Genomic DNA, 11,505 nt, shown 5'->3' with positions numbered 1-11,505 from the left:
CCCGTAATCTTTCAAAATGCGTGTTTTTAGGCGCCTTTATTTTTTGTCCTGCCGCATTTTAAAAAGCGAGTAATGGCTCATTCCCTTGCGAGTTTTTTAAAAATGCGGCAGGGCGAAAAAGAAAAAGCATAAATCACGCATTTTGAAAGATTACGGGTATATAACCCCCTGTTGACGATCGAGATTATATGATTTTCATTCTATGGCAGCGAGTTATCTTAATTTACTTCAGTGCCAAACCAGAAATGGTTGCCCGCCTGCGCGGGCATGACAGGTTTTTTTGTCATGTACAGAGATGCAGGACTAAATTATATCTGGAATAAATAATACGTTATGTATGCCATTTGTGAGCCGTCAGGATGACAAAAAAGTCGCATTTTGAAGTATCTTGAGTATATACTTACTCATTTTTTTAAGGAACCAAGATGCGTCCTAGCAATCGTGAAGTTAATCAATTAAGAGGCATAAAAATTACTCGCAATTTTACTCATCATGCCGAGGGGTCGGTTTTAGTTGAATTTGGTAATACGAGGGTACTTTGTACCGCATCCGTGACCGACGGTGTTCCGAGATTTTTAAAAGGAAAAAATCAGGGGTGGGTGACGGCAGAATATGGAATGCTGCCTCGTGCGACTCATAGCCGAACAGAGCGTGAAGCTGCTAAGGGTAAACAAGGCGGACGAACCTTAGAAATACAACGCTTGATAGGCCGTTCTTTACGCACCTGTGTGGATTTAAAAACGTTAGGCGAACACACCATCACGTTGGATTGCGATGTGATTCAAGCGGATGGAGGAACTCGAACCGCAGCTATAACGGGCGCTTGCGTCGCTTTAAAAGATGCCTTAGATTGGATGTTGTCACGCGAAAAATTACGAAAAAGACCTGAGTTTCATTATGTTGCTGCGGTTTCAGTTGGGGTTTACCGAGGACAAGCAGTATTGGATTTGGATTATGCTGAAGATGTGTTGGCTGAAACCGACATGAACGTGGTCATGAATGATAAAAACCAATACATAGAAGTACAAGGAACCGCAGAAGATGGCGCGTTTACACGTGAACAACTCAATGAAATGTTGGCTTTGGCAGAAACGGGTATTCATCAGCTCTTTGACCATCAGAAGACAGCTTGATCTACAGAAAAATATAGAGTTAACCTATTCGAAGCTTTGAGCGCTGCATCCCAATAGAGCTTGAGTGTAAGCATGGATGCGGTGCTTAAAGCACAGCACGTTGATACAAGGAATATACCCGTAATCTTTCAAAATGCGTGTTTTTAGGCGCCTTTATTTTTTGTCCTGCCGCATTTTAAAAAGCGAGTAATGGCTCATTCCCTTGCGAGTTTTTTAAAATGCGGCAGGGCGAAAAAGAAAAAGCATAAATCACGCATTTTGAAAGATTACGGGTATATAGGTTCCACCCGTTGCTCTCCATTTATTCTGTGACAAAGTTAAACAGTACATTCTCGGATTGCAGCGAATCGTTGTTTTAAAACATCGTTTTATTCATTGCAACAGCGCGTGCCGTATCTCTAGAGATTAAGTTATCAGAAACTAACTTGGAAAGGTGCTGATCTAAAGTCAGCATTCCTTGTGCTTGTCCGGTTTGAATCGATGAGTACATTTGCGCGATTTTATCTTCACGAATTAAGTTTCTAATGGCTGAATTGCAAATCATGATTTCTAAAGCCGCGACACGACCCCCACCCACTTTCTTTAATAAGGTTTGAGCCACAACCGCTTGTAATGATTCAGATAACATGGATCGAACCATGGATTTTTCTTCGCCTGGAAAGACATCAATAATCCGGTTTATGGTTTTGGTCGCTGAGTTCGTATGTAACGTACCAAACACAAGATGTCCAGTTTCAGCGGCGGTCATCGCCAGTCGAATGGTTTCCAAATCTCGCAACTCTCCGACCAAAATCACATCAGGATCTTCCCTTAATGCCGAACGAAGGGCGGCACTAAAGCTAAAAGTATCTTTATGAACTTCACGTTGGTTCACTAACGATTTATTGCTGTTATGCACAAATTCAATAGGATCTTCAACGGTAAGAATATGATCATAGCGGGTGCTGTTGATATAATCGATCATCGCCGCAAGCGTCGTACTCTTACCAGAACCAGTAGGTCCTGTCACTAATACTAACCCTTTTGGATAACTGGCCATATCCGTAAAAACGCCAGGTAATTTTAAATCATCTAAGCCAAGAATTTTTGAAGGAATAGTACGAAATACCGCGGCGGCCCCACGCGCTTGATTAAACGCATTAACCCTAAATCGAGAAAGATTAGTAATTTCAAACGAGAAATCTGTCTCAAGTTTTTCTTCATAATCTTTACGTTGCTTATCATTCATGATGTCATAAATGATTTTAATGACGTCTTTATGTTCCATGGAGGGAACGTTGATTTTGCGTAAATCACCATCAACGCGAATCATAGGAGGCATTCCCGCTGATAAATGTAAATCGGAAGAATTATTTTTTACTGCAAAGCCTAATAATTCAGTAATATCCATTCAGTACCTTTAAATTGTTAAACATAATAATTCAAAGATTAGCTCAAGAATTAATCATCAGCAACTCGGGGCGTCATGATGCAGGTGTTGATCCTGAACACTCTAACTGACTTGTTCAGATCATCTCTACCCATGATCATTCAAAATGCGTGGTTTTAGGCGCCTTTATTTTTAGTTCTGCTGCATTTTAAAAAGTAAGTAATGGCTCATTCCCTTGCGAGTTTTTTAAAATGCAGTAGGGCGAAAAAGAAAAAGTATAAAACATGCATTTTGGAAGATCACGGGTATAGATATCCATTCAAACTGAAGATACTGGTATTGTTCGCGACTTGATTTTTGTGACAGAGCTATTTCAAGAATGAGTAAATATTTTTACGTAAGTGGAGGTAAAAATCATGGCGCAGGGCTTAATTTACTACGCGCATTTTTTTATTGCAAATCGCTGGCCACGCTAAAAAAAATATGCTTATATTATAGGTCTCCCGATCACAAAAAGTGACTTTATTGAAGTCACTGTGTTAAAATAATGAATTAATTGTAATTATAGTAGCAATTTATTCTATCTTTGTAGGTCAAAATTGCTTAATTTAAATAAAAATGGGGTTTATGTTATGTCCTCGGATGCTTCTATCGCTATACCCTTAACCGTTAATACAATAGACTTAAATCGCAAACATAACACCACCTGGATGCTCAGTCTTTATGGAACAGCAATTGGCGCAGGAACGTTATTTCTTCCCATTGACGCGGGGTTGAATGGCATACTCCCGTTAATTATCATGACCCTATTAGCTTTCCCCATGACTTATTTTTCTCACCAAGCATTATGTCGCTTTGTATTATCTGGTTCCGGTGAGCAGACTGATATTACCGATGTGGTGGATCAACATTTTGGTGAAAAGGCGGGCAAGCTTCTGACCTATCTTTATTTTTTCTCGATTTTTCCTATTTTATTGATGTATAGCGTGGCACTAACCAATACCACGCAAAGCTTCATTGCAAATCAGATGCATCTTCCGACACCCCCACGAGCATTGATCTCATTATTGCTAATCATCGGATTAATGTTGATTATCCGAATGGGACAACATATGGTGATCAAAGCGATGAGCTTTTTAGTGTACCCATTCATCATGATTCTTGTGATGTTGTCACTGTACCTAGTTCCACACTGGAACGGTGCTATTTTTCATTATCAACCTGTAGGCCACAACAGCATTAAATCCTTATTGATGTCGTTATGGCTATTAATCCCCGTCGTTATTTTTTCATTTAATCATTCGCCAATTATTTCTTCATTTGCTGTAAGCCAGAAAAAAAGATATGGCGAGAATGCTGCAGAAAAAAGTTCTGGAATTTTAAAAGCTACGCATTTATTAATGATCGCAACGGTGATGTTTTTTGTATTTAGTTGTGTTTTAAGCTTATCTCCAGAAAATCTTGCTGAAGCAAAGCAGCAAAATATTTCGATTTTGTCTTATTTGGCGAATCATTTTCATACCCCATTGATTGCTTATATCGCACCAATCATCGCTTTTCTAGCAATCGCCAAGTCATATCTGGGTCATTATCTTGGCGCCAGTGAGGGATTAGCCGGTATGATCAACAAATCATTAAAAAAACGCAATAAAACCCTATCTACTCGCACACTTGATATTGGCATCGATTTATTTATCATTTTAACATGCTGGATCATTGCGACGATTAATCCCAATATACTGACGCTCATCGAAACATTAGGCGGGCCTATCATCGCAATATTTTTGTTTATCATGCCTATGTATGCCATCAAAACCGTACCAAGTATGAAGCAATATCGTAAGCCTTTAGCCAATGCATTTACGGCATTCGTTGGACTTATTGCCCTGTCTGCAATTCTTTATGGACTTGAACATACATTAGGTGCTTAGTATGTCCATTGCGCTTAGCATAGAAGAGGTTTACCAGGCTATTAGCAAAGCAGCAGAAGCTTATGATCGCTCTCCTGACACCATTCAACTGTTAGCGGTCAGCAAAAACCAATCGATTGATGCGATCAAAAGTGCTTATGATGCTGGCATCCGAGATTTTGGTGAAAACTATTTACAGGAAGCGCTTCCTAAAATCCAGGCGTTAGCCTCGTTCAATATTCAATGGCACTTTATCGGCCAGATTCAAAGCAATAAAGCACACAGCATTGCTGAACACTTTGATTGGGTGCATAGCGTTTGTCGACTCTCTGTGGCTGAAGCCTTGAATAAGGCTCGAGCACCTCATCTCACCCCTCTTAATGTTTGCATTCAAATCAATTTGGATAAAGAAAACACAAAGGCTGGCCTAAGTCCGGCTGAAGCCCCAGCGCTAGTTGCCAATATTTTACGTCTACCCCACCTGAATTTAAGAGGGTTAATGATTATTCCCAAACGCGAAAATAATGAACTCCAGCAATATGAACGTTTTCTTTGTCTTCATCATTTGTTACAGTCCCTGAATCAAGAATTTGAAATGAATATGGATACGCTGTCTATGGGAATGAGTACTGATTTTCGAGCAGCCATTCGTGCAGGCAGCACTATTGTTCGAATTGGACAAGCCATTTTTGGAAAACGCCAATGAATATTACTTTTGTAGGATTCGGGAATATGGCAAAAGCCATTGCGCTTGGCCTGTTGAAAGAACAGACTTTATCCCTCTTTGCTTCTGCTCCGTCATTACCCGTTGGAACAACCGCTGAGGGTATAAAAACCCATTCCGATAACTTAGCCTTTCTACCTAAATCGGATGTAATCATTCTGGCTGTAAAGCCTGTGATGATGGAAAAGGTCATGCAGGAGATCAACACATCTATTCCGCCCAGTGCGCTTGTAATCAGCATTGCTGCCGGCATTAGCCTCTCTTGGTTTGAATCGTTCAATCCATCGCTTGCGATAGTACGCGCAATGCCTAATATAGGCTCATCCGTTGGCAAAGGTGCAACGCCTTTAGCGGCAAACTCACAAGTTACGCTGACTCAGAAACACCAGGCAGAATTTATTTTTGACGCGACCGGAATTACAACTTGGGTTCAAAACGAACTTGAGATGGATGCGTTTAACGCCCTTTCTGGTAGCGGCCCGGCGTATGTGTTTTTATTTATGGAAGAAATGATTAATGCCGCTAAACTGCTAGGACTTAAGCAATCAACCGCCAAAACCTTTGCATTGCAAACGGTAGCAGGGGCATTAGAGTTGGCGCTTGGAGAAACGCATGAATTATCTGAATTAAGAACGCAGGTCACTTCACCAGGAGGGACAACTGCTGCAGCTTTGGAAGTATTTAAACAACAGGAGTTCGGTGAGCTTATTTTCATGGCAATGAATGCCGCTTACAATCGCGCAAAAGAATTGGGAGAGCATTCCTAACGTTCACAAGGAGTGATATCACAATTCAAACAACTTAGTTTCTTGGAGATCACAACATGGGTGGCTTGTTATCGGCTGGTTATTTTTTATTTTCCTTATTTTTTAGTCTTGTCTTATTTATTTTATGGTTAAGAATCGCTTTACAGTACTTAAGAGTGAGTGTGCTTCATCCAGTTAGCCAGGTCATTCATAAATTAACCAATCCCGTTGTTAACCCGATAAACCGCTTGTTTAGTTTTAATAAAAGCCGACGCAGCCGCTATGATTGGGGAACGATGATTGTGTTACTGGTCGTCGAAATCATTAAGATTTCCTTAGCTAGTCTTATGTTCTTTGGCGTCTTTATGCCCATTGAATACTTTATTTTATATGTTCTGGCTGATTTAATTATCCAACCTTGCAATTTATTGTTTTACGCCGTTATTATTCGCGCCGTCATGAGTTGGGTTAATCCAACTTGGCATAACCCAGCCGCTGAGATCTTATACCTTCTGACCGAACCTTTGCTTCGCTTAGGTAGACGGGTTATTCCAGATATTTCTGGTTTTGATTTTTCACCCATTTTAGTGATCGTGGTTTTAAAGGTCATTACCCTTTTTATTGGCGGCCTGCTTCCTGTAGCTTTGCTTTAAGCAACTCACCTTGAGAGACCTTGTGGCTCATTGATATAAAGTGCGTGACTCGTTTATACCCGTAATCTTTCAAAATGCGTGTTTTTAGGCGCCTTTATTTTTTGTCCTGCCGCATTTTAAAAAGCGAGTAATGGCTCATTCCCTTGCGAGTTTTTTAAAATGCGGCAGGGCGAAAAAGAAAAAGCATAAATCACGCATTTTGAAAGATTACGGGTATATTAGGTTTAAGAGGTAGCTAATTTAACCTAAAAGAAGATGATTTACAGACCGCTCACGGAACGCCACACTCTTTCTTTACTAATTGTTTTAAATAACTACCATAAGTTGAGTTTCTGAAAAATTTATTGATATTTTTTAATTGTTCGATAGAGATCCAATCTTTAGAGAAAGCTATTTCTTCAAGACAAGCAATTTTTAATCCTTGTTTTTGCTCGACAGTTTGAACAAACATTCCAGCCTTTAATAAGTTTTTATAGGTTCCTACGTCTAACCAAGTAAATCTCGGCCTAATCGTTCAACATGCAACTGTTTTTTTTCAAGATAAATTTGATTAATACTTGAAATTTCTAATTCGCCTCGTACGGAAGGTTTTATTTGTTTCGCTATATTAACTACTTGATTATCATAAAGGACGGAGAGATCATAGAAGACGGTACTCATCACTCTCTTCTTCAGAATAAGAATAGCGTTTATGCTTCTCTATGGTATCATCAGCTGAAAGGATTTATACAAGAGTAATAAGGAATCGTGGAAATATGTGGTTGACAGCTTATTTGACATCCTATCCGCCTAAGAGATAGAGTGAATCGCTAAAAACAGCAAATTTTTTGGGTTCTGGCTATAATAAGGATAAGTTCTTTATTAGGTGCAATTCATGACGCGAAACTTTCTATTGTTTTTGGCCGCATCACTGCTACCTATGGCCATATTCGCACAGGATTCGATTTATTGCCCTGAAAATTCTGCTTATGTCAAAGTAGGAATGACTACTGACCAAGTCCTTGCGGCTTGTGGCCCACCGCTGAATAGGCAAGTTGGTGACCGAGTTACTAAGCGCGTCGCTGTGACCCAACTCATTTATAATTCGTTAAATTCTGGATTTGAATCCTGGGGTGGAGTCTCGAACGTATATGATCAATGGTCTTTGCCGCAAGGACCTAGCGGTGTAAATTTAGAAGTTAATATCATGAACAATAAAGTCATTGGAATACAGTTCAATGGCTCTAGCTCTAATGCTATATCCATGTGTTCAGGAGGTAACATTGCAATTGGAGATGATCAAAGCAAAGTTTATCAAGCCTGCGGATCACCTTCTACGGTTAATAACACTTACATCAACCAACCTGTACCCACCAATCAAAAACCAGAGGTTTGGGTTTATCAAAACGATAAATTTCAACAACCTTTTAGCTTGACAATCATAAATGGCAAATTAGAATCCATTAGCCAATGATCAAGATACGTATCAATCAAGATTTGAACGCATAACCGGGCCTACGCATGAACAGTTTGTTCTTGACTCAATAAGAAAATAACTGGTCTTTGCGAGCGTTAGCGAAGCAATCCAGATGGAAACGTTGTTAAAATCCTGTACTGGATTATTCACTTCGTTCGCAAAGACGACAATCTTTTTTATGCGAAGAAGGCCCTGACATAATGAGTGTGTTTTATTTTTATAATTTAGGATTCTTTTTATGAGTGAAACAATTGACGATTTAACCATCGCTTATAGCGAAAACGGTATTGAAACAATCAAAGAATTGGATAAGTGTATTCTTTCCAAAGGTGCTTGGACTACCATTTTATATCGCTATCAAGAATGGGAACATTCTAAACAAGCCTATGGCCCTGTAAAGTATTCAATACGCCGCTATCAAAAACGAAACAATCAATATTGGCAAAAATCTAAATTTAATATTTCCAGTGAAGAGCAAGCGCGTAAAATAATCAGTGTTTTGAGCGAATGGCTTTCAGAATCGCAAGAACAAACTAAATGATTCCCGTTAAATTAGCCCAAATCCTTCCTAAAATTTCATGCCACGCAATGTTTAAATAGGCGAAGTTTTTAGGATTTGGGAAAAACAATTTTTCCCATCGCTCATCAGACCAATAAAAGGTGAAATCAGTTGGAGCAGCGATTGGAGTCAAGCCTTGTTTTTGAAACAAGGCCATGGAACGAGGCATATGAATCGCTGAAGTGACTAAATAAAAAGACTGGCCTTTTAATAACTGTTTTAACTCACGGGCTTGGTCCGCTGTATTAATTGAAGCTGTTTCTAATACAATGTCTTTTGAAGGGATTTCAAACCACTGGGTTAAATCAAACATTCGGCTTGCTTCAGAAGGCTCGCCATTGAAATTTCCACCTGAAAGAATTAATTTGGAGCCAGGAAGCAGACGATATAGTCTAACCCCTTCCATTAGCCGCCGGGTACTTGCACTGGTTAGTAAATTATTTGAAGGCGAGTTTGCATATTGATATTGACCACCCCCAAGCACAACAATCCGCTGAATGGATGGATTTGGTTCCAAAATGGGTGTGTACTGCCCTTCAAGCTGTTTCGTTAAATAGCGAGGCAAAAAGGCGGTGCTAAAAGTCAGTAGACAGATAAACACCATTAAAAACCCTACTTTAACCGCTCGAGAATTTCCTCTCCTAGTCAAAACAATGAGGCACCCTAGAAATAAAATAACCGTGAGAAAAAAAGGATTAATGATTGCTTCTAAAAAGGGTCGGATAAATTTCATTTACTTCACTCGTTTCATTAAATAGAGTCCAAGTAGGGAAAACAATAAAAGCGGGCCAAATGCCGCGATAATGACTGGTAGCTGAAATACTTGACTAATAGGACCAAAAATACGGTTAATCATATGAAAACCAAACCCCATGGTTGCTCCTGCTAACAATTTTGACCCCATAGTAGACGATCGTAAAGGACCAAAAATAAAGGGAATGGCCAATATCATCATGATAACAGTGGTTAATGGTTGCAACAGTCTTTGCCAATAGGCCAGCTGATAATTCACAGCCGACTGGTGGTTTTTCTTTTGAACCCGCAGATAACGTTGGAGTTCGGGAAGGGTCATCTCATCAGGCTCATCGCCGCCAATTTTTAAAATGTTTGGTTTTAAGGGAACATCCCAAGTCAGGGTGTCATAGTGAGTCGCTTTGGTATGATCTGGGTTGATCGTGGATTCATGAACATTATGGGCCGTCCAAATGCCTTGCTTGAAGTTTAATGAATCGATTTTTCGGGTATATCGCAAACGATGTGTCTCATCAAAATGAAATTGAAACACCCGTTTTAATTCATATTCAGATAGTACGGTCCCAATGGTTATAAAATCATTTTGATTTCTTAACCACATTCCTTTGGCGGTCCGAAGGGCTTGACCTTCACTCATCGCTTGCAGTTTTTGATCATTAGCCATCGCCGCAAGCCGAGGCACAATCGTTTCACCAATTGCGGTCACCAGAAAAATCACTAAAAACGCGGCCTTCAATACTGCCAACGTAACCTGCCAAATGGACATGCCTGCCGCGCGCATCACCACTAGCTCATGGTAATTCGCCATAATGCCTAGACCAATCAAACTTCCTAAAAGACTGGCCATAGGAAAAAACAAATAAACTTGATAAGGCATTTGCAGCATAACAAATTGAGCCGCCTCTATGATGCCATAATTGGCCTTACCCAAATCATCTAGTTGGTTCACAAACAAAATAAAAATTTGTAAGCCAGCCAGCATTAGGGTCACTAGTGCAATCGCAGATAATACGTTTTTAGCAATGTATCGGTTTAATAATCTAGGTGTCATGATAATTTGACCTGATTGCGCCAGATTAAATAAATTCCAAGTATAAGTACCGGAATATGTATCCACCAAATGCCGAGCCATAGAGGCGTTTTACCGGCAATGAGCCAATCACGCGCGACAAACATGAGGTTGGCATAAATGATATACACCATCAGCGCTGGCAGTAGTTTTGCAAATTTTCCTGCTCGCGGATTCACACGACTCAAGGGAACTGCCACTAAAGTAAGCGTGAGCACCATGATTGGAACAGACAAGCGCCATTGAAGTTCTGCGACTTTTTTTGGATCGGAATTCAATATCGGCAACAAGGCTTTGGTTTCTGCCGTTCGAATATCATTTTTTACTGCAACGACAGGATGGGGCAATCGCGTCTGGTATCGTTCAAACTCTACAACCTGATAATCCGCTCGCCCCGGTACACCCTGATAAGCTTTGCCATCCTTAAAAACGATATAATTTTCCCCAGTTTGATCATCAGATTTAACAAACGCTTTATCTGCCCACAAAACATCCCATTGGTTTTTACCGTCACTCTCATTAAGCTTCGCTAAAAAAACATGTTTTGCGATGGTATGAGCGGGATTCATCTCTTCTACATAAAACACTTGGCGCCCAGCTTGAACTTCTCGAAAACGCCCAGGAACAATGGTCTGAATTAAGGTTTGTATGCCTGAGGTTCTTAATAGCTTTGCTCGCTCCACCGCAATTAAAGGACTCCCCCAAAGCATGATGACTAAGACAATTACAGAAACCACCACTGCCATAATAAAACTATGCTTCAGCAATTGGTTGGGGCCATACCCACATGCTTGTAGCACCGTCATTTCACTTTCTGCATACAATCGGCCATAAGCAATTAATAAGGCCACATAAAACCCTAATGGCAACAATAACCCCATGAGATTTGGCATTTCCAACATCATGAGCTTCAGGATGAATACCGCAGGAATCTGGCCGCTAGCTGCTCGACTTAAATAACGCATAAATTGATTGCTCATAAAAATGAGCAAGAGGATCGTGGTTAGCGATGCCAGCGTGACAAATACTTCTTTGGCCAGGTATCGGAAAATAATCACGCGTCTATTTACCCTCATATTACGTTTGAAGCATCTACCTAGTAGAAAACTAGGCTTAACCTAAGTAAACTAATC

At 40.1% G+C, this 11,505-nt stretch carries 13 protein-coding genes; 7 read left to right on the top strand and 6 right to left on the bottom strand.

Annotated features, from left to right (window positions below; genetic code table 11):
• The first annotated feature begins 425 nt into the window (after nt 1-425).
• Nucleotides 426-1,133 (top strand): ribonuclease PH, encoded by a 708-nt coding sequence (rph, locus tag E1O47_RS04265; protein ID WP_133130030.1) that lies wholly within the window; start codon nt 426-428, stop codon nt 1,131-1,133.
• 355 nt (nt 1,134-1,488) lie between these two features.
• Here rph and E1O47_RS04260 read toward each other — a convergent pair whose 3' ends face one another.
• Nucleotides 1,489-2,523, bottom strand: a complete 1,035-nt coding sequence (locus E1O47_RS04260) for a type IV pilus twitching motility protein PilT (protein ID WP_133130029.1) — start codon at nt 2,521-2,523, stop codon at nt 1,489-1,491.
• 611 nt (nt 2,524-3,134) lie between these two features.
• Here E1O47_RS04260 and E1O47_RS04255 point away from each other — a divergent pair.
• Genes E1O47_RS04255 through E1O47_RS04240 form a run of 4 tightly spaced genes read left to right on the top strand, consistent with a single transcriptional unit; the run spans nt 3,135 to nt 6,535 of the window.
• The gene (locus tag E1O47_RS04255; protein ID WP_133130028.1) at nt 3,135-4,433 is read left to right on the top strand and encodes an amino acid permease; all 1,299 of its coding nucleotides are present in this window, start codon (nt 3,135-3,137) and stop codon (nt 4,431-4,433) included.
• Nucleotide 4,434: 1 nt separating this feature from the next.
• Entirely contained in the window at nt 4,435-5,118 is a 684-nt protein-coding gene (locus tag E1O47_RS04250; RefSeq protein ID WP_133130027.1) for a YggS family pyridoxal phosphate-dependent enzyme, read from the top strand.
• Nucleotides 5,115-5,903 (top strand): pyrroline-5-carboxylate reductase, encoded by a 789-nt coding sequence (gene proC, locus E1O47_RS04245; protein ID WP_133130026.1) that lies wholly within the window; start codon nt 5,115-5,117, stop codon nt 5,901-5,903. The genes E1O47_RS04250 and proC overlap by 4 nt, the downstream gene beginning before the upstream one ends.
• A gap of 56 nt (nt 5,904-5,959) precedes the next feature.
• Nucleotides 5,960-6,535 (top strand): YggT family protein, encoded by a 576-nt coding sequence (locus tag E1O47_RS04240; protein ID WP_133130025.1) that lies wholly within the window; start codon nt 5,960-5,962, stop codon nt 6,533-6,535.
• A 271-nt stretch (nt 6,536-6,806) separates the two neighbouring features.
• On the opposite strand, the gene E1O47_RS12620 is transcribed toward E1O47_RS04240, so the two are convergent.
• Nucleotides 6,807-6,986, bottom strand: coding sequence for a hypothetical protein (locus E1O47_RS12620; RefSeq protein ID WP_207384289.1), 180 nt, complete (start codon nt 6,984-6,986; stop codon nt 6,807-6,809).
• A gap of 35 nt (nt 6,987-7,021) precedes the next feature.
• Nucleotides 7,022-7,195 carry a hypothetical protein gene (locus E1O47_RS12615; RefSeq protein ID WP_207384288.1) on the bottom strand — a complete coding sequence of 58 codons (174 nt, stop codon included), beginning with the start codon at nt 7,193-7,195 and terminating at the stop codon, nt 7,022-7,024.
• Between the two features lie 214 nt (nt 7,196-7,409).
• Here E1O47_RS12615 and E1O47_RS04230 point away from each other — a divergent pair, with 214 nt between their 5' ends.
• Complete coding sequence (locus E1O47_RS04230; protein ID WP_133130024.1) at nt 7,410-7,988, top strand: DUF2845 domain-containing protein; 579 nt, start codon at nt 7,410-7,412, stop codon at nt 7,986-7,988.
• 241 nt (nt 7,989-8,229) lie between these two features.
• Nucleotides 8,230-8,532, top strand: coding sequence for a hypothetical protein (locus E1O47_RS04225; RefSeq protein WP_133130023.1), 303 nt, complete (start codon nt 8,230-8,232; stop codon nt 8,530-8,532).
• Here the strand turns inward: E1O47_RS04225 and E1O47_RS04220 are convergent.
• From E1O47_RS04220 to lptF, 3 genes are read right to left on the bottom strand one after another with little or no spacing between them, the layout of a single operon-like run.
• On the bottom strand, nt 8,525-9,283 hold the full coding sequence (locus E1O47_RS04220) for a YdcF family protein (RefSeq protein WP_133130022.1): 759 nt from the start codon (nt 9,281-9,283) through the stop codon (nt 8,525-8,527). The genes E1O47_RS04225 and E1O47_RS04220 overlap by 8 nt on opposite strands.
• Nucleotides 9,284-10,354 carry an LPS export ABC transporter permease LptG gene (gene lptG, locus E1O47_RS04215; RefSeq protein WP_133130021.1) on the bottom strand — a complete coding sequence of 357 codons (1,071 nt, stop codon included), beginning with the start codon at nt 10,352-10,354 and terminating at the stop codon, nt 9,284-9,286.
• The gene (lptF, locus tag E1O47_RS04210) at nt 10,351-11,430 is read right to left on the bottom strand and encodes an LPS export ABC transporter permease LptF (RefSeq protein ID WP_133130020.1); all 1,080 of its coding nucleotides are present in this window, start codon (nt 11,428-11,430) and stop codon (nt 10,351-10,353) included. Before lptF ends, lptG begins: the two co-directional genes overlap by 4 nt.
• Nucleotides 11,431-11,505: the final 75 nt, after the last annotated feature.

It is taken from the genome of Legionella yabuuchiae (assembly GCF_900640115.1).
Lineage (GTDB): Bacteria > Pseudomonadota > Gammaproteobacteria > Legionellales > Legionellaceae > Legionella_A > Legionella_A yabuuchiae.
This window is presented reverse-complemented; position numbering and strand designations above follow the sequence as displayed.

Bases quoted from the DNA above. Each gene is read 5' to 3' on its own strand.
- E1O47_RS04220 (WP_133130022.1), bottom strand. From the start codon at position 9,283: ATGAAATTTATCCGACCCTTTTTAGAAGCAATCATTAATCCTTTTTTT.
- E1O47_RS04250 (WP_133130027.1), top strand. From the start codon at position 4,435: ATGTCCATTGCGCTTAGCATAGAAGAGGTTTACCAGGCTATTAGCAAA.
- E1O47_RS04225 (WP_133130023.1), top strand. From the start codon at position 8,230: ATGAGTGAAACAATTGACGATTTAACCATCGCTTATAGCGAAAACGGT.
- lptG (WP_133130021.1), bottom strand. From the start codon at position 10,354: ATGACACCTAGATTATTAAACCGATACATTGCTAAAAACGTATTATCT.
- proC (WP_133130026.1), top strand. From the start codon at position 5,115: ATGAATATTACTTTTGTAGGATTCGGGAATATGGCAAAAGCCATTGCG.
- E1O47_RS04230 (WP_133130024.1), top strand. From the start codon at position 7,410: ATGACGCGAAACTTTCTATTGTTTTTGGCCGCATCACTGCTACCTATG.
- rph (WP_133130030.1), top strand. From the start codon at position 426: ATGCGTCCTAGCAATCGTGAAGTTAATCAATTAAGAGGCATAAAAATT.
- E1O47_RS04260 (WP_133130029.1), bottom strand. From the start codon at position 2,523: ATGGATATTACTGAATTATTAGGCTTTGCAGTAAAAAATAATTCTTCC.
- E1O47_RS12615 (WP_207384288.1), bottom strand. From the start codon at position 7,195: ATGAGTACCGTCTTCTATGATCTCTCCGTCCTTTATGATAATCAAGTA.
- E1O47_RS12620 (WP_207384289.1), bottom strand. From the start codon at position 6,986: ATGTTTGTTCAAACTGTCGAGCAAAAACAAGGATTAAAAATTGCTTGT.
- E1O47_RS04240 (WP_133130025.1), top strand. From the start codon at position 5,960: ATGGGTGGCTTGTTATCGGCTGGTTATTTTTTATTTTCCTTATTTTTT.
- E1O47_RS04255 (WP_133130028.1), top strand. From the start codon at position 3,135: ATGTCCTCGGATGCTTCTATCGCTATACCCTTAACCGTTAATACAATA.